A 21309-nucleotide genomic window follows, 5' to 3' on the forward strand; every position below is an offset into this window, starting at 1 on the left:
AAGGGGGAAAAAATGATGACGAAAGTATATGCATCGATGGCAGGAAATGTTTGGAAGATTGTTGTAGGAGTAGGAGATACAGTAGAGGAAGAGCAGGATGTCGTCATTTTGGAATCTATGAAAATGGAAATTCCGATCGTTTCAGAAGAAGCCGGAACTGTTATGAAAATCAACGTGCAAGAAGGCGATTTTGTAAATGAAGGAGATGTATTACTAGAAATTGAATAGGGAGATATAGGGGGAAGCGAATTGAAACTACCTAATTTTGCTGTCATTAAAGAAGTCGGGCCACGTGATGGTTTACAGAATGAAAAAAAGATTGTTGGCACAAAAGATAAAGTAAAATGGATTCAACTACTTACAGAAGCGGGATTATCGTATGTTGAAGTTTCCTCATTCGTTCACCCTAAATGGGTTCCTGCATTAGCCGATGCAAGTGATGTATTTTCTGAGCTAAAAAGGGATCCAAATGTTACATATGCAGCGCTTGTTCCAAATCAAAATGGTTTGGAACGAGCTTTTTTGCAAAATGTAGATGAGGTGAATGTTTTTTTATCAGCAAGTGAATCTCATAATAAAAGTAATATTAATAAATCAATTAAAGAAGCATTAACTGTAATTGAAGATATAACGAAACAGGCAACATTCGAAGGGAAAAAGGTAAGGGGCTATGTTTCTACTGTATTTGGCTGTCCTTATGAAGGGGAAATAAGTGCCACAGCAGTTGACGAAATATGTAATCAACTATTTTCATACGGCATTTATGAAATCTCTCTTGGTGACACGATCGGTGTAGCGAATCCGTTACAAGTAGAACAAGTATTAGAGCATTTATTAAAGAAGTATGATGCTTCGCAGTTTGCAATGCATTTTCATAATACGTATGGAATGGCACTAGCGAATGTAGTTAAGTCATTAGAACATGGTATTACAACGTTTGATAGTTCTTGTGGTGGACTTGGAGGCTGCCCTTATGCACCAGGAGCATCGGGGAATGTTGCTACCGATGACTTAGTGCATATGCTCCATAAGCTAGGTGTGCAAACTAATATTGATGAAGAAAAGTTATTGAGAGCTAGTCAGTTTATTCAAAGTAAGTTAAATATCCAATTACCGAGTCATGTGTATAGAGCGCTTCAACATAAAACAATAAGTAGGTGAGAAGATGCTACAATTACAAAACATTTCAGTTGACTATGTAACACCGCACGTTGTAAAGATTTCCTTAAATCGTGAACGACAAGCCAACTCATTATCTTTAGCGTTATTAGAAGAATTACAAACTATATTAACGGAAATAAGCGAAGAGTCAAATACACGTGTAGTTATTTTAACAGGAGCTGGCGAAAAAGCGTTTTGTGCTGGTGCTGATTTAAAAGAACGAGCTGGTATGAATGAAGAACAAGTTCGCCATGCTGTTGGTATGATTCGTTCTACTATGGAGATGGTAGAACAATTACCACAACCAGTAATTGCAGCAATAAATGGAATTGCCCTTGGTGGTGGTACAGAATTAAGTTTAGCTTGTGATTTTAGAATCGCTTCTGAAAATGCAAGCTTAGGTCTTACAGAGACTACTCTTGCTATTATTCCTGGAGCAGGTGGTACACAGCGCTTACCGAGATTAATTGGTGTTGGTAGAGCAAAAGAATTAATTTATACAGGAAGACGTATTTCGGCGCAAGAAGCGAAAGATTATGGTTTAGTAGAATTCGTAGTACCAGCTGATTTACTAGAAGAGAAAGCAATCGAAATTGCAGATCGAATTGCTAATAATGGACCAATTGCTGTTCGACTAGCAAAAGAAGCAATTTCAAATGGTATTCAAGTAGATTTACATACCGGATTACAAATGGAAAAACAAGCGTATGAGGGCGTGATCCATACGAAAGATAGATTAGAAGGATTACAGGCATTCAAGGAAAAACGCAAACCAATGTATAAGGGGGAGTAAGTATGTTAGATCAAAAACAACAATCTAATTCATTTGAAGAACGAGTTGAAACAATTAAGCAAGGCGGGGCACCGAAATATCATGAACAAAATAAAGCAAAAGGAAAACTTTTTGTTCGAGATCGTTTAGCTCTTCTATTTGATAATGGCGAATACGTGGAAGATGCATTATTTGCAAATTGTGAACAAACAGGATTACCAGCTGATGGTGTTGTAACTGCAACTGGTAAAATACATGGTCGTACTGCGTGCGTAATGGCAAATGATTCAACGGTTAAGGCGGGATCATGGGGATCACGTACAGTTGAAAAGATTTTACGTATTCAAGAAACGGCTGAAAAATTACGCGTGCCGTTATTTTATTTAGTTGACTCCGCTGGGGCACGAATTACAGATCAAGTTGAAATGTTTCCTGGACGCCGCGGTGCGGGAAGAATCTTTTATAACCAAGTAAAATTATCTGGTAAGGTTCCGCAAATCTGCTTATTATTTGGACCTTCTGCAGCTGGTGGTGCATATATTCCAGCATTTTGTGATGTTGTTATGATGGTGGAAGGAAATGCATCTATGTACTTAGGGTCTCCTCGTATGGCTGAGATGGTTATCGGCGAGAAGGTAACTTTAGAAGAGATGGGCGGAGCTCGTATGCATTGCTCTGTATCAGGATGCGGAGATGTTTTATGTAAGACAGAAGAAGATGCAATTACGCAAGCTAGACAATACATTTCATATTTTCCAAACAACTACTTAGAAAAGACTCCATTGATTACACCTCAAGAACCGAAACAGTTCGATAAAACGTTAGAACAAATCATTCCAGAAAATCAAAATGCTCCTTTCAACATGAAAGACCTCATTAACAGAGTTATTGATGAAGGCTCTTTCTTTGAAGTGAAAAAATTATTTGCTCAAGAACTAATTACAGGATTAGCACGTATTGATGGTAAGCCAATTGGCATTATTGCTAATCAGCCACGTATGAAAGGCGGCGTGTTATTCCACGATTCAGCTGATAAAGCTGCTAAGTTTATTAATTTATGCGATGCATATCATATTCCATTATTATTCCTTGCAGATGTACCTGGATTTATGATTGGTACAAAAGTAGAGCGTGCTGGTATTATTCGTCACGGTGCAAAAATGATATCTGCAATGAGTGAAGCAACTGTACCGAAAATTTCTATCGTTGTTCGTAAGGCATATGGAGCTGGTTTATATGCAATGGCAGGTCCAGCATTTGAACCAGATTGCTGCCTAGCATTACCGACAGCTTCTATCGCAGTAATGGGTCCAGAAGCAGCAGTTAATGCTGTATATGCAAATAAAATTGCGGCTTTACCAGAAGAAGAACGTGCAAGCTTTATTGCTGAAAAGCGTGAAGAGTATAAGAAAGATATTGATATTTATCATTTAGCATCAGAGATGGTGATTGATGGTATTGTTCATCCAAACAATTTACGAGAAGAATTAAAAGGACGATTCGAAATGTATATGAGTAAATATCAAGTATTCACGGATCGTAAACATCCTGTATATCCAGTTTAAAAGCCCTATTTAGGGCTTTCTTGCTCAAAAAGTCAAGGAGGGGAAAATATTGAAACAAGCAGTGTGGTTTCCAACAGAAGAGTATAAAGAAAAAACGCGATTATTTAGTTGGATGAAATCATTAGGCTATGAAGATTACGAAGCTTTTTATAATAAATCCATTGAAGAAACAGCATGGTTTTGGGGAGAAGCTGAGAAAGCAGTTGGCTATCAGTGGATGGAACGATATACAGAAGTGTTAGATTTAGAAAATGGTACACCGTTTGCACAGTGGTATACAGGGGGAACCTGTAATGTTGTAGAATCTGCTTTATCTCGCTGGCTTACTGATGACGAAACGAAAAGACAGCCAGCACTTATGTACGAAGGGGAAAATGGAACTTCAAAATCATTTACATATGAAGAGCTTGATAGCTGGGTAAGCCGTGTTGCGAATGGTTTGAAACACGCTGGCATTGAAAAAGGTGATCGTGTAACAATTTACATGCCAATGATTCCTGAAACAGTTGTTGCGATGTTAGCAGTAATGAAAATTGGAGCTATTATTTCACCGATATTCTCAGGTTTTGCGTCTGATGCAGTCATGACGCGTGTACAAGCAGCTGGTTCAAAAATGATTATTACCGCAGATGGATTTTCACGCCGCGGGAAAATTGTTTCTTTAAAAGATGAAGTAGATAAAGCTTGTGAACATTGTCCAACTGTTGAAAAGGTGGTAATTGTTCGGCATGCTGGAAATGATTTTACACCGCATAATTACGATTTTTCATGGAGTACGTTAGAAAAAGAAAAACCATTTATACATGCTGAAGAAATGCATAGTGATGATCCATTAATGCTTATTTATACATCAGGAACGACTGGTAAGCCGAAAGGGACAGTACACACACATGCTGGTTTCCCTTTGAAATCTGCATTTGATGCAGGATTTGGAATGAATATAAAACAAGGCGACCGTGTATTATGGGTAACTGATATGGGCTGGATGATGGGACCATTTTTACTATTCGGCTCTTTAATTAATGGAGCAACAATGGTTATGTACGAAGGTGTTCCAGACTTCCCAGAAGCAGATCGCTTATGGGAGACAGTTGATAAATATGAAATTACTCATCTCGGTATTTCACCAACGTTAATCCGTGCATTAATGGCAAAAGGTGATGAGTATGTGAATAAACATTCTTTAAAGAGTTTAGAAGTATTCGCATCAACAGGAGAACCTTGGAATCCAGATCCATGGATGTGGCTTTTTGAAACAGTTGGAAAAGGAAAGGTCCCAATTTGTAACTATTCAGGTGGAACTGAAATTTCTGGTGGAATTTTTGGTAATGTTCTTATTAAGCCCATAGCACCGATTAGTTTTAATGCATCTTTACCAGGAATGGCAGCGGTTGTACTTGATGATCAAGGTAAACCAATTCGTGATGAAGTGGGAGAATTATGTTTAGAGAAACCTTGGGTAGGTATGACAAAAAGTTTTTGGGAAGATGATGAGCGTTATGTAAACACATATTGGTCTCGTTTTGAAAATAAATGGGTTCATGGGGATTGGGTTATTTATGATGGTGAGCAATACATCATTACAGGACGTTCAGACGATACACTAAATATTGCAGGGAAACGTATTGGCCCGGCTGAATATGAATCTATTCTTGTAAAGCATAATAATGTAATAGAAGCAGCAGCAATTGGTGTGCCTGACGATGTAAAAGGTGAAGTTTGTCATTGTTTTGTAGTACTACGAGACGGTGTAATATTTACAGCAGAATTAAAGAAAGAATTAATGAGTTTAGTTAACTCTCATATTGGAAAAGCACTATGTCCTAAAGATATCCATGTTGTAGAAGATTTACCGAAAACACGTAATTCTAAAGTAATGCGACGTGTCATTAAGGCTGCGTACTTAGGAAAAGAATTAGGTGATTTATCGTCACTTGTAAATCCTGAAGTAGTTCCGTTTATTCAGGGATTACAGTCTAGTAAATTATAAAATTAGGTAAGAGCTCTATTTAGTTAGAGCTCTTTTTTGTATGAAAAATATAAGAGCCGAGCAGAAGATGAAAACAAGAAGGGAGAAAGTGTTGAAATAGAAGGTGGAAGTTAAACTATGACGTTTTTTACTGAAATTTGATTATATATAGGTATGTTGTATATCTTACATTGGAAAATACAAAGTGCATGCGACTTATTTTAAAAATTTATAGACCTAATTAAACGAGAAAAATTCCGATTTCGATACTGATCTTAGAACAAAGCCAATTACGAAAACCTCTTCTTCCGTAAAACGAAAAAGAGTCCTAAATGAATGAGACCACTGAAAAAGTCCACCTAATAAGAAAAAGGAGTTCACCACCTACTGTATACAGAGAGTGAACTCCTTTGTGTTTTCTATATATTGATAAAATGCATGTTATTTTTTCAAAGCAATCACTTTTTCAGTGTCTTCAAATGAATGGGACTCTTTTTTTACTTCTCTCGAAAGCAAACTTTTGATTATTAGTTTACTTTCATTTTTCACTTATGAAATCTTACAAAATTGTCATCTTTACGTAAGGTTATTAGATAGTTTATTTACTATTGCAATGTAATAATAAAGTGAAACTTTGATGAGGGAGAATAGAAAATGAAAATAGCAAAGAAAAGTAGGAACATGTTTATAGTATTTGTTGCTATTTTGGTGATTGTATATACTTATTTGACTTTTATAAAAGAGCCCGTTATAGAAGCTGATGCTGCTATATTAATGGATGCGCAATCAGGAAAAGTTGTTTATGGTAAAAATGAAAATGTGGCCCTTGCTCCAGCAAGTATGTCAAAGATGATGACCGAGTATATTGTACTAGAGAAAATTCATAACGGTACATTAAAATGGAACGATTCCGTCAGAATTAGTCCGAATGCTGTAAATAGCATTGGAGCTAAGATCAATGTACGAGTTGGTAATCGTTTGACTGTTAGAGACTTATTTCATGCAATGGTAATATCATCAGCAAATAATGCTGCTGTTGCTTTAGCTGAGCATATTTTTAAAAGTGAAGAAAATTTTACAAGGCTTATGAATGCGAAAGCAAAGCAATTAAATTTATCTAATGAGACTCATTTTGTTAATGCTACAGGACTACCAAATGCTCAACATCAAGAATCAAAAATGACTGCTTTAGATGTAGCAATACTCGCCCAACATTTGTTAAAAACATATCCTGAAGTTTTAGATATAACCAATCTAACAAACTATACATTATCGTATAATGGTGCAACTATAATGACTACAAATAAGATGCTCGATACATCTAATGATGAATTGTATGTTCAAGGAATTGATGGTTTGAAAACTGGATTTACAGATGAAGCAGGATACTGTTTTACAGGAACAGCAAAACAAGGTGAAAAAAGGTTGATTTCTGTTGTCATGGGAACTAGCGAAGATACTATGAGATTTATAGAAACAAAAAAATTATTTTCATATGGATTTAATAAAATTAGCTCAATTTTTTGAATGAGTTGTATAAATCTTTAAATTATAATAAATGATTAATATGAAATTATATAGAAATGTAAAGGAAAGTCATTAGTTAGCTTCATCACAAAACGATGTAAATTATAAAATGGATCACTATTAGGAGTAGATAAAATGATTAGAAAATTAATAGGTCGCTTAGTAGGGGGAGCTGTTCTTCTCTTCCTATGCATATATATTTTTTTCCCTAGCATCACTGATATTGTAAAAGGTAAGGACGATATACAAAATAATGATGGATCTGTAACTATTGCATCCCCAGATACTGTAGATGTAATAGTTAATAAAAATAGAAAGCTTCCAAGTAATTATAGACCTGACGATTTAGTTGTACCTAATGTTAAGTTTGCATTTGATGGGATTCAAGAGAAAAGTCATTTACGAAAAGAAGCTGCTATCGCTTTGGAAAAATTATTTGCCTTAGCGAAGCAAGATGGAATAGTATTACATGCTATATCCGGATTTCGTTCTGAAGAATATCAACAAACTGTTTATAGACGAAATGTAGAGAGACAAGGTCAGATCCAAGCTGATAAAGTTTCTGCAAAGCCAGGTCATAGTGAACATCAAACAGGATTAACGATGGATGTTTCTGCGAATAGTGTCAATAATACACTAGAAACTCAATTCGCGAATACAGTTGAAGGAAAATGGCTTAAAAACAATGCTCATCGTGCTGGATTTATTATACGTTATTTAAAAGGAAAAGAGGACATTACAGGTTATTCATATGAACCATGGCATATTCGATATGTAGGTGACATTGCAACAGAAATATATGAGAAAGGTATCACTTTAGAAGAATATCAAAATGAAAAATAACCCATTACATTGCTAAAACTACATTAGGGGTTATAAAATGCATCATTTACTTCTGTACCTATATTTACTCAATTTGAATTATCAGGTAATAAAAACAGTGCAGTGAAATTTCTTCGTAAATTAACTCAAATAGTTTCCAAATTAAACGACTTTATTATTGGGAGAGATAAACCTAAAACTGAAAAGTACTGTTTAAACGAAAGGCTAAAGGATATACCTTTAGCCTTTTTATATTATATTAATCTATACCCGTTCCTATTTTAAATTTATAATTATTCAGAAACGCGGTCTCGTTTATACTGTCTATTTTAATTCCTATTGGAGAATGTGTAGCAGAGATTACTATGCATGTATTTGATCATTACATACAAACTGGCATCTAATTGTTGGAGGTCAGTTTTATATAGGACTACAATTATTAAAGGGAAACTTTTTATTGTAATTGCATGTATCTCGAGGGTTTAAATTAGAGATTGATACGGCAATGAATTTGTCATTAAGTAAATAAAAGGATTGGGTACAAAAGTTTGTTTTTGCCTTTCTATGTTCTTGTCTCGTACACTTTTAAGCTAGTGGACATACTTTACTAATAGAAAGGTTTAGGGGGTGAGGTTTTGGGTTCTCGATTTAATAATTGTAAAAAGAAGTGTACATGTAAAAAAGATGATTGTTGGGACGCTTTTGAAGAGTGTAAAAAAGAACAAGAAGAACAGAATAAAAAATGTGATTGTTGCTGTGTTCAAGGAATTAGAGACGAGCTTAAAAAATTAGTAAACAAAGCAGTGCGCATTACTACAACAGGAAATAATTATGAAGGAACTGTTTCTTCAGTCACTTGTGATGTTGTAAAGCTTGCTAATAGTGCTGGGGTAGTTACAGTAATTATATCTGTTTGTAAAATTGAAGCGATTGAACTATTGTTGACATAGGAAAAAAGCATAATTATGCTTTTTTTGTAAAGCCATTCTTATGAATGGCTTTATTTTAATTTCGTATAAAAGGAGAATATATTCTTTATATAGAAATATGTTTGAGTCTATAAAGAATGATATACGAAAGGAGAATGAGAGTGATTAAATTAGAGCCCTTTAAAAAATCCAATTTCAAACAATTAATAAATTGGATTGATTCCAATGAGTTTTTAATACAATGGTCAGGAAATGCATTTACATATCCTTTAGATGAACAGCAATTAGAGAAATATATAGAAAGTGCAAATACACTCGCATTCAAAATAATAGATGATGAGACTGAAGAAGTTATAGGTCATATTTCACTTGGACAAATAGACAATATAAATAAGTCTGCGAGGATTGGAAAAGTGTTAGTTGGTGATACGAAAATGAGAGGACGTTCTATAGGGAAATATATGATGAAAGCAGTACTTCATATTGCTTTTGAAGAATTGAAACTGCATAGAGTTACTCTTGGTGTTTATGATTTTAATACGTCAGCTATTTCATGTTATGAAAAAATAGGGTTTGTAAAAGAAGGTTTATTAAGAGATTCCAAAAAAGTAGGAGATACGTATTGGAATTTATGGGAAATGAGTATGTTAGAATATGAATGGAATAATAAATAACGTTAGAGATTTATAATCATATTATGTTAACAAAAGGGGTTTGGTGGGAATCGTGGATAAAAAAACAAAAATAATTTCAATTGCAGCTGTTTCAGGTGGAGGGAAAACTACAATTACAGAACGATTAACTGATGAATTGGCAAATTCCAAAGCTTTATACTTTGATAGCTATAAATTTAATGATTGTCCTTCAGATATTTGTAAATGGATTGATGATGGAGCGAATTATGACGAGTGGGTATTAACGCCATTAATTACTGATATTCAGTATCTACTACAAAATAGTAATTTAGACTATCTTATTATAGATTATCCTTTTGCATACTTAAATAGTGAAATGCGAAAATTTATTGATGTAACTATATTTATCGATACACCTTTAGATATTGCGATGGCTAGAAGAATTTTGCGAGATTTTAAGGAAGATACAATGAGTGAAATACATAATGATTTGAAACACTACATGACACATGCGAGAAAAGCTTATTTAGAGGCAATTCATACTGTTAAACCAAATTCAGATATTGTCTTGGATGGATCTTTATCTGTAAAGGAAATAATTGATCGTACACTAGAGGAACTTAATCGAAGAAAACTAATTATGAATGGTTAAATGTATAGAGGAATATGTACAAAAGGATGAGCCACATTATATTATAGATGCTGTTAAGTGGATAATAGGATTAGAGGAGAGATAAATGTGTACACTTTATTTCAATATAATTGGCAAGTAAGAGATGATTGGTTTAAGTGGTGTGAGCAACTTTCTGAGGTAGAATTACTTCGCAAACGTGTTGGTGGTGTTGGGAGTATTTTAGAAACACTATTTCATATTGTAGATGTTGAGTATAGCTGGATTTGTGATTTGAAAGGAAAGGAAGTAGATGAGCAGCAATTTAAGGATTATCAATCAATTCAAAAAGTGAAAGCGTTATCTGATTTGTATAACAAGGATTTAGCAGAATTTGTACAATCATGGACAAAAGACTTAGAGAATAAAATATTGAAAGTTTCATGGACGGATAAAGAGTATAGGTACGGTGAAGTGTTGCGCCACGTTATTGTACATGAAATTCATCATATAGGTCAGCTGTCAATATGGGCAAGAGAGTTAAACCTTCAGCCTGTTTCAGCGAATTTAATTGGAAGAGGATTATAGACTTAAAAACCGACTCGCGCTGCAAAGGCAAGTCGGTTTTTATATGTAAGAAGATTTCTTAGTTGAAATCCTCAGATTTTTTTTGACGTATATGTAAAAACATTAAAATTGTAATGATGAAAAAGATCATCATCGTTTGTATGATTAAATTTTTAAATTGTAGTAATATTGTCCAAGATGTAAGTGCATCTTTAAAAGCTTGGAGTGCAGAGTATGAGGAAGGATCAAAACCGTACTGTAGTAATTTTTTTGTTTCGATAAAAGCACTGTTTTCTTCATCGGCTTCTAATATTACTGAAATAAGTCGTGTATCCCCTAGTTTAGCTGTACCGACGAAACTATAATTACCGTTGGTCGGAAAACTAGTTTGTAAACCATCAACGCCATCAAGTTTAATGTTTTCATTAAGGGAATAAATCATTTTATTTGTGTTGAAAACTTGAAAATCTTTGAAGGTAAATTGGTAAGAGGTTTGTTTCGTAATATTCAGTACATCTGGAAAATCTTTTACTAATTGTGTTGCTAGTTTAGCTGCGTCTTCCGCTGTTGTAGTCGATTGTTTATTTGTATTGTTATCAACTCCAGTAGAGTTGATAAATGGAGATGGATGTGATAACTGTAGTTGTTTTGCTTTTTCATTCATTAACATTGTAAAGCTATCTTCATTTCCAGCAACATGTTCTGCTAGTGCGAGTGCAGAACGATTATTTCCTGTTAAAAGCAATGTATGCAGTAAATCGCGAACCGTCGTTTTATCCTTTGATGTTACTTGTATAGGACTCGTTTCCACTCGGAAAACTTCGTTACTTATTTTTACTGATTCATCTAACTGTATTTTGCCGTCATTCAGTTGTTCCAATACGATATATTCTGTCATTAATTTAGATAAAGTAGCTGATTGTATAGGAGTGTCTTCATTTTTTTTATAAATAACTTCGCCTGAATTAGTATCTATTAATATAGCTGATTTAGCTTGGATAATTGGACCATTTACATAAAGGTAAGAATATAAAACGATAAGTGCAGTAATGAGAAAAGATAATAATAAAACTGTTATTTTTTTTAGGAATTGCATAAGCGATCCTCCTACTATGACATCAATAATATTATTGTAAAAAGGAATGCTTAATTAGGAAGAAAGAAAAGGTAAAGAATTTCTAAAGAATTATAAAGAATTATTAAGTTTCGGATGTTTGTGGAAAATAAAAGGTTCAACTTCTTATTAGATAAGAGATTGAACCTGAAATTTTTGTTGTATTAACATTTATACGGGAGTAGTTTTACAGTGAAAGTTGTTTTTTTATCATCACTATATACTTCAATCGTTCCTTTATGCAGTTCGACAATACTTTTGGCAATTGCTAATCCAAGGCCAGATCCACCAGTGTTTGTTGAGCGTGATTTCTCAACGCGATAAAAGCGTTCAAAAATATGAGGTAAATCTGTACTAGGAATAGGTTGGCCGTAATTTGTTATATCGATTGTAATCATATTATTGCTTTCATAAGCAGTAAGGTCAATATAGCCACCATCGTTTCCATAAGCGATAGCGTTTATTATAAGATTTTCAAATACACGCACTAATTTGTCTCCATCAGCTAATACCATGAGTTTTTGAGACGGGAAAGAAGGCCGACATTCTATATTAGCTTCTTGAACCTGTATTCGGAATTGAACAGTTAATTGTCCAAGTAGCTCTACAATATCAATGGGAGCAGAATATAAACTTAACTCTTTATTTTGAACACGTGTATATTCAAACAAGTCATTCATTAATGCATTTAGACGTGTTACTTTATCGTAAATGACTTGTATATAATAACGCAATTCCACTTCATCTCTATAATTATCATGATGGATTAAATTCACATATCCAACTATAGATGTAAGGGGAGTACGTAAATCATGTGATACATTTGTAATTAGCTCGCTTTTTGCTTGTTCCGCCTGTCTTTCTTCATCAATCGAGACTTTTAATTGTTCAACAATTTCATTGACCCCAGTTGCTAACTCTTCTAGATAATTATGATTTGCGATGGAAACTTTATGATTGAAATTTCCACTTGCAATATAACGAATCTCTTCAATCATTTTTTCTATACAAGTTTTATAGTAAAGCTTTCTTTCATGACGATAAAAAATGTATAGATAGGATGAGAATATAGAGAATAGAAACAAATAAGATATAATCATCATCCAGAGAGATTCCATGAGTCCTTTATATTTTTCATAGCCGAAAATTCTAATGAATTCTTTACCGAGTTCGCTTAAAGTAAGTGAACTCTCAATTACACTCGTAATGAGGCGATATATAATTAATTCAGTAATTGGAGTAAGAATAATAGATAATAAGAGCCAAAAAATAATTTTCCATTTTGGAATATCTTTTAATATATCAAATGCTTCATTTCTCAATTTTATAGCCTACTCCCCAAACAGTATGAATAAACTTTTCTCCATTCATTACGGTTTCAAGTTTATCACGCAAATTACTAATATGGACCATTACAGTTTTATTTGAACCATAACCATCTTCATTCCAAACACGTTCAAATATTTCTTCGGAACTAAATACTCTTCCTGTATTGCTTGCAAGTAAATATAAAATATCAAATTCAATTGATGTAAGCTTAATATATTCATTGTTTACTTTAACAGTATGATTATGCTTATGGATTTCAGCCGTTCGTATACGAATAATACCATCTTCTTTCTTTTGAGTAGCTGTGTTTTGGAAAGAGGATCTTCGTAGCAAAGCTTTCACTCTAGCCACTAGTTCTAGTGGATTGAATGGCTTAATCATATAATCGTCTGCCCCTGTCATAAGTCCTAATATTTTATCCATATCTTCAGCTTTGGCACTAAGCATAAGAATAGGTAGAGTATTATTTTCACGCACTTCTTGGCAAACCTCTAATCCATTTCGTTTTGGCATCATAATATCCAAAATCATAAGATCTACTTCATATGTACATACCATTTGCAAGGCTTCATCGCCATCATAAGCTTTATAAATGTTATAACCCTCATTTCGCAAATAAACAGCAAGTAATTCAACAATTTCTTTATCATCATCAATAATTAATATATTTTTATTCATTTTATAATTCCTTTCCTTACAAATCATCAACATTACTATAATATCAAACATTTATATACTTTGTAGCAATGATTCCATATAAAATTTCATGTAACGTATTAAAAAGGAATTAAAACATTCATAACGAATTTAAAATAGAGGGATTATTTAAATTTCATATTATATTGAATAATAGTAATCAGGAGGAGATTAGCGTGTCATACAATGAAACATATTCATTTACTCCAACCGGAAAAATAGAACAGGATATACAAGCCTTTTTATTAAGATACATTAAAGAAAATTGTAGAGTGGAAAGGATATGATATGAAAATGCAATTAAAAGAATATATGAATCAAACATTTCCAGGTGTTACATTAGTACCGTACATATACTCTCAGTGGGAAAATCATCTGCATTTTGATTTTGGGAAAAATAAATGTCAATTTAAAGAGGGAACAAATGAATATAATATGGATTATTTTAATCAGTTATATCAGTACAATAAAGAAGTATTTCATGATATATTCTCGAAAAAAGATACAGTGTTTTTAGTAACAAATGTTTATCGATTTAAAAAGGGAAAAATGAAAAATCCGCAGAAAATAAATATATATAATCGATTTATTAAAAAGAGCGCTTTGAAGTTTCATATAAGACAAGAAACGCTACGATTTTTATTTGAAGATGAGGAATCAGATTTGTTTTGTACATATCAATTTTCATTAAAATGTCTTGCTGGCGATATTAAGCATGAGCCACTTATTCAAGCTGCTAATCATGAAGATTTTCCAGAGTTGTACCCACGTTTTGGGAGCAAGAAAGAAATTTCTTATCCTGATGTATTTCTCATAAATGCAACGAAAGATATTATCATGTTTATTTATGATGATAGAGGATGTGAAGTAATTGCGAAGAATAAAGAAATAATCCGAGGTTTATATGAGAAATACAAAGAGTGGATTCCAGATTATGAACGAGAAAGTATAGATGACTTATTTAAATGAGAATAGGGGAAGTGAAACGTGTAATGAAACGTATCGCAATTGTATCTGCATGGGAACCAGAACTTACGTATTTACATCAACATTATCCAAGTGTGCGCGTTGAAAAAAGAGCAGCTTGGGAATTTCATTTTCACACTATTAATGAGTTGGAAATTATATCAGTTGTAACTGGTGTCGGTAAAGTAAGTTGCGCTAGCTGTGTACAATTGTTAATAAGTGAGTTTCAGCCAGATGAATTATGTATGACTGGGATTTGCGGGAGTCTATCAAATAAGGTGAAAAATGGTCATATTGTAGTGGCACTCAATGCAATACAACACGATGTGACTGCTGCTGGTTCAGGTGAAGACGTTTTTAATTTATATGATGGTAGAACAGCACCTATTGAAACAACAAAATCACTTGTAAGAAAAATAAAAAAAATACGTTCTTATGATCCTGTGCATTTCGGTACGTTCTTATCTGGAGATCAGCGTATTCGTAGTTCGGAAATGAGATATTTACTGCATACTGTATACGGAGCATTGGCTGTTGATCAAGAAGTGGCAGCGTTTGCTTATGTGTGTCATATAAATAATAAACCTTTTTTATGTTTAAAAGCTACTTCAGATCAAGCGAATGATAAAACGAAAGAAGAACAAAAAATCTTTAAAATGTTAGCATGTGAAAGAGCATGTGAACATTTAATTGCTTTTTTACGTGTTTATGAGATTACTTTAGTAAATAATAGATAGAAGGACTTATGTAGGAAAATGTCCATTCATTTCAAATTAAGGGGTGAAATAATATTGCTTAAGTATTATGGTGAACTTTGCACAAAAGTATATGAAAGTGATAAATCAATTGCGGCCGGAAAAGAATTAGATTTCTATCTTTCTTTTGTAAAAGACAAAAACATGAAAATTTTAGAACCGATGTGTGGGAATGGTAGAATGCTAATTCCTTTTATGCAAAATGGTGTGGATATAGAAGGATTCGATGTTTCTGAAGATATGCTGAAAGTATGTAAAGAGAAGGCTAAGAAATTAAATTTAAACCCGGTTGTTTCACTAGAGAGAATAGAAGAATACCGTAGTGATAAAAAATACGATCTTATTATGATTCCTTTTGGTTCATTTTCACTTTTACCAGATAATTTAGTAGATATTAGTCTTCAAAATATGAAAAATAACTTAAAAGAAAATGGGAAATTCCTTCTTACAGTTGTATTAGGGGGAAACGAAACGGAAGAGATTCTAGACTGGATAGAAACAAATAGAAAAGAAATTAACAATGAATGCATTGTTGAAAATAGAAAAGTATCATATGATGACTCGCAAAGGCTTTTAAATATTAAACTAAAATATGAAGTCATCCAAAATGAGAAAATAGTAGAAACTGAGATTATGGATTTTCCTATAAGGCTATATTCTTTAAAAGAATTTGAAAATATACTTATTGCGAAGGGATTTAGTCAAATTGTAGTTCATGAAATAAAAGATGGATATGGTGAAGGGGATTCATTTCATGTGTTTGAGTGTAGTATATAACTAGTCATAGCGGAGGATTATACTTATATGATTCAATACAAAAGATGTAGTGACGTAAGTATAGATTTAGTGTATGAAGCTTTTAAGGATGGATTTTCAGATTACATTATTAAAATGGAGGTTTCAAAAGAAGATTTTATAAAAAGATTTTTTGGAGCAGAAGGGAATTCGCTAGAACATTCGTTTCTTGCTTTAGACGGTGACAAATCTGTTGGTTTAATACTTGGTGGAATTAAAGTATATGAAACTATAAACACAATGCGTTGTGGGACATTAGCTGTTCATCCAGAATATCGAGGAATTGGTGTAAGTCAAAAGTTATTTGAATTGCATAAAGAAGAGGCGATTCAAAATGGATGTAAGCAACTTTTTCTTGAAGTCATTGTAGGTAATGACCGAGCGATTAATTTTTATAATAAATTAGGTTATGAAAAAGTGTATGATCTTTCTTATTATAATTTAAATGATGTAACTGAAATAAGGAATAAAGATTATAAAGATATTGAAGTGAAACAATTAGAATACCCAACATTTAAAGTTGAAATTCAGAAATGGTTAAACTTCCATATAAATTGGCAAAATGATCTTGATTATATCGAAAAAACAAATAATACATTTTACGGCGCATATATTCATAATGATTTAAAAGGCTCTGTATGTGTGAATGAAAAAGGTAAAATTAGCTTTATTTTCGTAGACAAAGACTATAGAAATATTGGTGCTGGGACGAAACTATTGCGAACAGCAAGTGAAGAATTGAAATTATCAAATTTATCAATTGGGTTTCCAAACAATAGCTTACTGGAAGGCTTTTTAAAGAAATGTGGGTTTGCAAAGAATTCTTTAGCCCAATATGAAATGTATTTATTGCTATAAAAGCGGAAGGAATTATTCTTTCCGCTTTTTATTTGTGCTGTAAGCCTACGTTTAATAAGGAAGAAGACATACATGATAAGTGATTTTGAATACTATATAAGCTATTCATGACACCATTTACCTTAAAGGAAATTGTTTTTAAATATGTAATGGGAATATTATACAAAGTAAACAAATCAACGTTTTCTCATGTTGAATTTTTTCCGGGAAAATGTTGAAGGTTCGTCTATTTTAATAAACGTATGAAGAGAATATATAATAAATGAATCCATACTTAAATCACCACTCATACATTAAATTAGTAATTCATTCCTATAGAGATTTCTTTTATACATAAATTCGTGTAAAATAAAAACAGAACGTATATTCTATGTGAGAGTAGGAGGCAATAATTATGTTAGCTGAAATAGAGAAACAATCTGATGGTTATATTGTAAGATTTGAACGCCAATTTCCGTATACAATAGAGGACGTTTGGTCTGTTTTAACTGAAAACAGTAAGCTAAAAAAATGGATGTCTAATTTGCAGATTGAAAACCTTAAAACAGGTGGAATTATAAAGTTCGACATGATGGATGGTTCATTTTTAAATATTGATATTTTAGAATGTCAACTAAATTCAGTGCTTGAATTCACATGGGATAAAGATCGCGTCCGATTTGAAATACATAAAGCAGGAAATGGATCCCTTTTACTTCTTAATGAATTCATTCATGAATTAACAAATCATACGCCAAAAGATATAGCTGGTTGGCATATTTGTTTAGATCTTTTTTCTTCCGTGTTAGAAGGAGAAGAGAAAGAATTTCCGAAAGATGAGTGGCAACAATGGTTTGAAAAATATAAGGTTAAGATTCGTGAAGTGAAAGGGTAATTGCGTAATGGGTTATATTCATTATGTAATTATTATATTATAAAAATGATTTTTCAGGAAAATAAGAATAGAGGTTAATATGAAAGTAAATCAATTAATTGCAAATAACATAAATAAATTAGATGCTGTCATTCCGTTTAATAAATCACTTGGTATTGCTGGTTTATCTGGATCTGGAAAAACAACTCTTTGTCAAACAATCGGTGAAGAATCAAAGAAGCGTCTAGTTTCCTTATTACCAAAGGCTGAATATCAATATTTATTTCCTAATATTATGGAAACTAATTTTAGTGCTATTAAAATGGAAGAAATGCCTTTAGTACTTTTTCTAGGAAAATCATCAATTTCTTCTAATCCGCGCTCGACGATTGGTACTCATACAGGTGTCTTTAAAGAGATTCGTGAAAAACTTGCTGAAGTATTTAATCTTTCTCCTGAAGTTTTTTCGTTTAATAATCAGTTAGGTTGGTGTGCTGCTTGTAAAGGGCGTGGTACTACTAAAAATATTGAGTGTAAAAAATGTAAAGGAAAACGTTTTAGTGAAGAAGTTGAACAACATTCTATTGAATTATTTGCTAAACCACATACAATTTCGGATATTAACGATTTAAGTGTTGAATCAATTCTTTCATTGGCAAAAGAATTAAATATTAGTGAAGCAAAACAACACATATTACAAAATATTATTAATATGAACATTGGCTATTTAACATTAAATAGAATTATGGGTACGTTGTCAGGTGGAGAATTAACAAGGCTTTACCTTGCTGAATTCATGGCGGTAAGTGAAAATGCTGTCATTATTATTGATGAGATTTCTGTGGGGCTTGATCACGTAACCTTATTACAAATATTAGAAGAGATCAAAAAATTAGGGTGCAAAAATCAAATTTGGCTAATTGATCATTCAGATACAGTACTGGATACAACTGATGAGCAATTATTCTTTGGTCCTGGTAGCGGAAAATATGGTGGGAAAATTGTGAAAGAATCACCAAGGCCAAAACCAATACTGTCGGAACGGAATAACGAAATGCCAATAGAATACTATATATTCCATGAATTATATTGTCGAAATATCCAAATGACTGAGTTTCAAATTCCTAAAAATAGACTTGTAACTGTTACAGGGGAATCAGGATGTGGGAAATCTACACTTGTTAATGAATGTATCGCTAAAGATTTTCAAAAGCGATATCCAAAAGACAAACTTGTTATGGTAGGACAAGATCGCAATCAGTCGATTACAAGTCGATCAACCGTTGCAACTTTCCTTGATATTAAAAAGAAGCTAACAAAGTATAGTGAAGAAATTGATGATATTTTTGAACGTTCAATTGAGGATATTATTGATGACCTTCCAAATGAAGATATCGCATATAAGCGCTTGAGCTTACTAATCAAATTAGGACTAGGCTATTTAACATTAGAACGAAAAACACAAACATTATCAACGGGTGAGTTTCAATGTGTTCATTTAGTTTCTGAGTTATTTGCAAACACAAGAAACCCACATACATTATTTATTTTTGATGAGCCTTCAAAAGGTTTATCACAAAATATTTTAAATCAATTTATAGATAGTGTCAGAGGGATTTTGCAAGATGAATCAGTTTCAATCATAATGATTGAACATAATAGTTACATGCTAGAAAGCTCTGATTATATAGTTGATTTTGGGAAAAGACAGCTTGAATCTGTAGAACATCTTGATGTTATTAGTCATGATGATTATTATCGTCAAACACGTAGTGTGAATAGGGATGAGCAAATACATATTCCTTCAACGCTTAAGCGTAAAGAAGGAATTCACTATGTAAAAGAAAATCATATTAACTATTTTAAAAATGCCGAGAACATTTATAAGGGTGGTATTTTAAAAAGTTTATCATCAATGGCGCGATTAATTTATGGTGAATATGAATCTGATACAATTTCACCAGTTGTTGCGATTGATCTTGAAAGACATTTGTATAGTCAATATAGCTTTCTATATGAAATTGGTGGATTAATCAATCATATTGTAGCTGCTCATCCAACCAATAAAGATACGAGAAGTTTTGATTTTTATTCACAGGATAATCACTGTCCGTCTTGCTCTGGTCGCCTTCAAATTGAAGTTTTTGATAAAGAAATTACAATTCAAGATAAAAACGTTCCATTTTGGGATGGCCTATTCGATCAGGAAATTATGAAAGTATTAAAATTTTATCAATATGAAAAAATAGAATTTCTATTTGAAGAAATTAAAAATGAGCTTGGTCACGATTTGTCAAAGAGCTATAATGATATGTCAGAAGAAGAAAAGCATACGTTTTGGTATGGTTATTTTGAAAAAACATTTTATGATAAAAAAGGAAAGACACGTAGAACATGGGGAGGATTTAATACGATCATTGGCGGATATATCGTTATTTCAAAAGCAGCTATTAAAGAACAAATTAAAGAATCTAAAGAAATGATTGTATGTCCAATTTGTGAGGGGACGGTTTTAAATCATCATAAACCGCTTAAATTTGGTAATTCAGATATTCGCGAAATAATTAATCAGCCTATTGATGAAGTGTTGAACATAGTTGGTGATTTACCGGCACTTGTTAAATTGAAGTCTATTGTTGGTGGCGATATGAGATTGACAGAAGATGTTTCTTTATTGCCAAGAAAAGCACAAGTTGCACTAAAAATGTTTGAATTAGAACAGGCAAACTTTTCAAACTATGAAATGGTGTTACAAAATGTTTTACCATTTTGGGACGAAATAAAAGGAAATATAGAATCAATTAACGTCAACAATCAAGTAACTATTTGTGATTTCCCTAACGTTTACGAAACGAGAGAAGCCATTATAGATAAATATTTCACAAATGGTAAATATAAAAAACTAACATATGTGTATGAAGCATTTGCTTACAAAAAAATAGTTACCCAAATTAATAAAATTAAAAAAAGCAACCCATGCCCATTCTGTAAAGGAAAGAAAGTTATAACTGAAGATAATCTACATGATGGTGTGTTTAAATTAACAATTCCATGTGTAACTTGTAATGCAAGTGGTATTAATGATGAAGGACTTAAAGAAATTGTTGATGGCATAGATGTACAAACATGGTTAACTGGAAAAGTTACTGATGTTGTGGATGAAAGCTTATTAACAGAAGCTGTTTCGCAAATACCAATTTTTAGTCGCATTCGCGAATTGGATAAACGAGATATGATGGCGGTTTATGAATGTTTGGAGATAAATAATTAACCGGAAAAATTAGTATGGTTGGTTAATATAATTGATTATAAAAGCTAAATACGCAATTTTAATTATATAAAAATAACATATTTAATTGTTGTTTAAACGATTAAAAATAGTTGAC

Annotated in this window: 20 protein-coding genes and 1 pseudogene; 18 read left to right on the forward strand and 3 right to left on the reverse strand. The window is 32.6% G+C overall.

Annotation, left to right across the window (positions count from 1 at the left end):
* Positions 1 to 12: 12 nt before the first annotated feature.
* The 12 genes and pseudogenes from COI75_RS23925 (at position 13) to COI75_RS23975 (ending at position 10578) form a co-directional block, all read left to right on the forward strand.
* Positions 13 to 228 (forward strand): acetyl-CoA carboxylase biotin carboxyl carrier protein subunit, encoded by a 216-nt coding sequence (locus tag COI75_RS23925; protein WP_001985297.1) that lies wholly within the window; start codon positions 13 to 15, stop codon positions 226 to 228.
* A gap of 21 nt (positions 229 to 249) precedes the next feature.
* On the forward strand, positions 250 to 1161 hold the full coding sequence (mvaB, locus tag COI75_RS23930; protein ID WP_000775452.1) for a hydroxymethylglutaryl-CoA lyase: 912 nt from the start codon (positions 250 to 252) through the stop codon (positions 1159 to 1161).
* A gap of 4 nt (positions 1162 to 1165) precedes the next feature.
* Entirely contained in the window at positions 1166 to 1954 is a 789-nt protein-coding gene (locus COI75_RS23935) for an enoyl-CoA hydratase (RefSeq protein ID WP_000939811.1), read from the forward strand.
* A 2-nt stretch (positions 1955 to 1956) separates the two neighbouring features.
* Positions 1957 to 3498, forward strand: coding sequence for an acyl-CoA carboxylase subunit beta (locus tag COI75_RS23940; protein ID WP_000886738.1), 1542 nt, complete (start codon positions 1957 to 1959; stop codon positions 3496 to 3498).
* 49 nt (positions 3499 to 3547) lie between these two features.
* Complete coding sequence (locus COI75_RS23945; protein WP_000806456.1) at positions 3548 to 5488, forward strand: AMP-binding protein; 1941 nt, start codon at positions 3548 to 3550, stop codon at positions 5486 to 5488.
* A 633-nt stretch (positions 5489 to 6121) separates the two neighbouring features.
* Complete coding sequence (locus COI75_RS23950) at positions 6122 to 6994, forward strand: D-alanyl-D-alanine carboxypeptidase family protein (protein ID WP_098380542.1); 873 nt, start codon at positions 6122 to 6124, stop codon at positions 6992 to 6994.
* Between the two features lie 135 nt (positions 6995 to 7129).
* The gene (locus COI75_RS23955) at positions 7130 to 7837 is read left to right on the forward strand and encodes a M15 family metallopeptidase (protein ID WP_000619743.1); all 708 of its coding nucleotides are present in this window, start codon (positions 7130 to 7132) and stop codon (positions 7835 to 7837) included.
* Between the two features lie 614 nt (positions 7838 to 8451).
* A complete protein-coding gene (gene exsK, locus COI75_RS23960) occupies positions 8452 to 8766 on the forward strand; it encodes an exosporium protein ExsK (RefSeq protein ID WP_000535564.1) in 315 nt (104 codons plus the stop codon).
* Positions 8767 to 8882: 116 nt separating this feature from the next.
* Positions 8883 to 9419, forward strand: coding sequence for a GNAT family N-acetyltransferase (locus tag COI75_RS23965; protein WP_033657947.1), 537 nt, complete (start codon positions 8883 to 8885; stop codon positions 9417 to 9419).
* Between the two features lie 52 nt (positions 9420 to 9471).
* Positions 9472 to 10032 (forward strand): hypothetical protein, encoded by a 561-nt coding sequence (locus tag COI75_RS23970; protein WP_002095630.1) that lies wholly within the window; start codon positions 9472 to 9474, stop codon positions 10030 to 10032.
* A gap of 13 nt (positions 10033 to 10045) precedes the next feature.
* A pseudogene (locus COI75_RS27485) lies at positions 10046 to 10117 on the forward strand (alpha/beta hydrolase); the annotation flags it as partial.
* Positions 10118 to 10119: 2 nt separating this feature from the next.
* Complete coding sequence (locus COI75_RS23975) at positions 10120 to 10578, forward strand: DinB family protein (protein WP_000288265.1); 459 nt, start codon at positions 10120 to 10122, stop codon at positions 10576 to 10578.
* Between the two features lie 58 nt (positions 10579 to 10636).
* On the opposite strand, the gene COI75_RS23980 is transcribed toward COI75_RS23975, so the two are convergent.
* The 3 genes from COI75_RS23980 to COI75_RS23990 all read right to left on the reverse strand — a co-directional run bounded on the left by COI75_RS23980 (position 10637) and on the right by COI75_RS23990 (position 13678).
* Positions 10637 to 11653: a D-alanyl-D-alanine carboxypeptidase family protein gene (locus tag COI75_RS23980; RefSeq protein ID WP_001160091.1), complete on the reverse strand. Its 1017-nt coding sequence runs from the start codon at positions 11651 to 11653 to the stop codon at positions 10637 to 10639.
* 182 nt (positions 11654 to 11835) lie between these two features.
* Entirely contained in the window at positions 11836 to 12993 is a 1158-nt protein-coding gene (locus COI75_RS23985; RefSeq protein ID WP_001243285.1) for a sensor histidine kinase, read from the reverse strand.
* Positions 12983 to 13678 (reverse strand): response regulator transcription factor, encoded by a 696-nt coding sequence (locus tag COI75_RS23990; protein WP_001038820.1) that lies wholly within the window; start codon positions 13676 to 13678, stop codon positions 12983 to 12985. The genes COI75_RS23985 and COI75_RS23990 overlap by 11 nt, the downstream gene beginning before the upstream one ends.
* A 312-nt stretch (positions 13679 to 13990) precedes the next feature.
* Between COI75_RS23990 and COI75_RS26685 the strand changes: the two genes are divergently transcribed.
* The 6 genes from COI75_RS26685 (at position 13991) to COI75_RS24020 (ending at position 21194) form a co-directional block, all read left to right on the forward strand.
* A complete protein-coding gene (locus tag COI75_RS26685) occupies positions 13991 to 14665 on the forward strand; it encodes a DUF3885 domain-containing protein (RefSeq protein ID WP_141535154.1) in 675 nt (224 codons plus the stop codon).
* Positions 14662 to 15399: a 5'-methylthioadenosine/S-adenosylhomocysteine nucleosidase gene (gene mtnN, locus COI75_RS24000; protein ID WP_001219230.1), complete on the forward strand. Its 738-nt coding sequence runs from the start codon at positions 14662 to 14664 to the stop codon at positions 15397 to 15399. The genes COI75_RS26685 and mtnN overlap by 4 nt, the downstream gene beginning before the upstream one ends.
* A gap of 54 nt (positions 15400 to 15453) precedes the next feature.
* The gene (locus COI75_RS24005) at positions 15454 to 16194 is read left to right on the forward strand and encodes a class I SAM-dependent methyltransferase (RefSeq protein WP_000922558.1); all 741 of its coding nucleotides are present in this window, start codon (positions 15454 to 15456) and stop codon (positions 16192 to 16194) included.
* A 27-nt stretch (positions 16195 to 16221) separates the two neighbouring features.
* Positions 16222 to 17070 (forward strand): GNAT family N-acetyltransferase, encoded by an 849-nt coding sequence (locus COI75_RS24010; RefSeq protein WP_000617042.1) that lies wholly within the window; start codon positions 16222 to 16224, stop codon positions 17068 to 17070.
* 394 nt (positions 17071 to 17464) lie between these two features.
* Positions 17465 to 17944, forward strand: a complete 480-nt coding sequence (locus COI75_RS24015) for an SRPBCC family protein (protein WP_000879005.1) — start codon at positions 17465 to 17467, stop codon at positions 17942 to 17944.
* A 79-nt stretch (positions 17945 to 18023) separates the two neighbouring features.
* Positions 18024 to 21194 carry an ATP-binding cassette domain-containing protein gene (locus tag COI75_RS24020; RefSeq protein WP_000867764.1) on the forward strand — a complete coding sequence of 1057 codons (3171 nt, stop codon included), beginning with the start codon at positions 18024 to 18026 and terminating at the stop codon, positions 21192 to 21194.
* Positions 21195 to 21309 lie beyond the last annotated feature (115 nt).

Origin of the sequence: Bacillus cereus (genome assembly GCF_002564555.1) — a bacterium.
In the GTDB taxonomy this organism is placed as follows: Bacteria; Bacillota; Bacilli; order Bacillales; family Bacillaceae_G; genus Bacillus_A; species Bacillus_A cereus_K.

Bases quoted from the DNA above. Each gene is read 5' to 3' on its own strand.
- COI75_RS23925 (WP_001985297.1), top strand. From the start codon at position 13: ATGATGACGAAAGTATATGCATCGATGGCAGGAAATGTTTGGAAGATT.
- COI75_RS23935 (WP_000939811.1), top strand. From the start codon at position 1,166: ATGCTACAATTACAAAACATTTCAGTTGACTATGTAACACCGCACGTT.
- COI75_RS23940 (WP_000886738.1), top strand. From the start codon at position 1,957: ATGTTAGATCAAAAACAACAATCTAATTCATTTGAAGAACGAGTTGAA.
- COI75_RS23950 (WP_098380542.1), top strand. From the start codon at position 6,122: ATGAAAATAGCAAAGAAAAGTAGGAACATGTTTATAGTATTTGTTGCT.
- COI75_RS23955 (WP_000619743.1), top strand. From the start codon at position 7,130: ATGATTAGAAAATTAATAGGTCGCTTAGTAGGGGGAGCTGTTCTTCTC.
- COI75_RS23965 (WP_033657947.1), top strand. From the start codon at position 8,883: ATGATATACGAAAGGAGAATGAGAGTGATTAAATTAGAGCCCTTTAAA.
- COI75_RS23980 (WP_001160091.1), bottom strand. From the start codon at position 11,653: ATGCAATTCCTAAAAAAAATAACAGTTTTATTATTATCTTTTCTCATT.
- COI75_RS23990 (WP_001038820.1), bottom strand. From the start codon at position 13,678: ATGAATAAAAATATATTAATTATTGATGATGATAAAGAAATTGTTGAA.
- COI75_RS26685 (WP_141535154.1), top strand. From the start codon at position 13,991: ATGCAATTAAAAGAATATATGAATCAAACATTTCCAGGTGTTACATTA.
- mtnN (WP_001219230.1), top strand. From the start codon at position 14,662: ATGAGAATAGGGGAAGTGAAACGTGTAATGAAACGTATCGCAATTGTA.
- COI75_RS24010 (WP_000617042.1), top strand. From the start codon at position 16,222: ATGATTCAATACAAAAGATGTAGTGACGTAAGTATAGATTTAGTGTAT.
- COI75_RS24015 (WP_000879005.1), top strand. From the start codon at position 17,465: ATGTTAGCTGAAATAGAGAAACAATCTGATGGTTATATTGTAAGATTT.
- COI75_RS24020 (WP_000867764.1), top strand. From the start codon at position 18,024: ATGAAAGTAAATCAATTAATTGCAAATAACATAAATAAATTAGATGCT.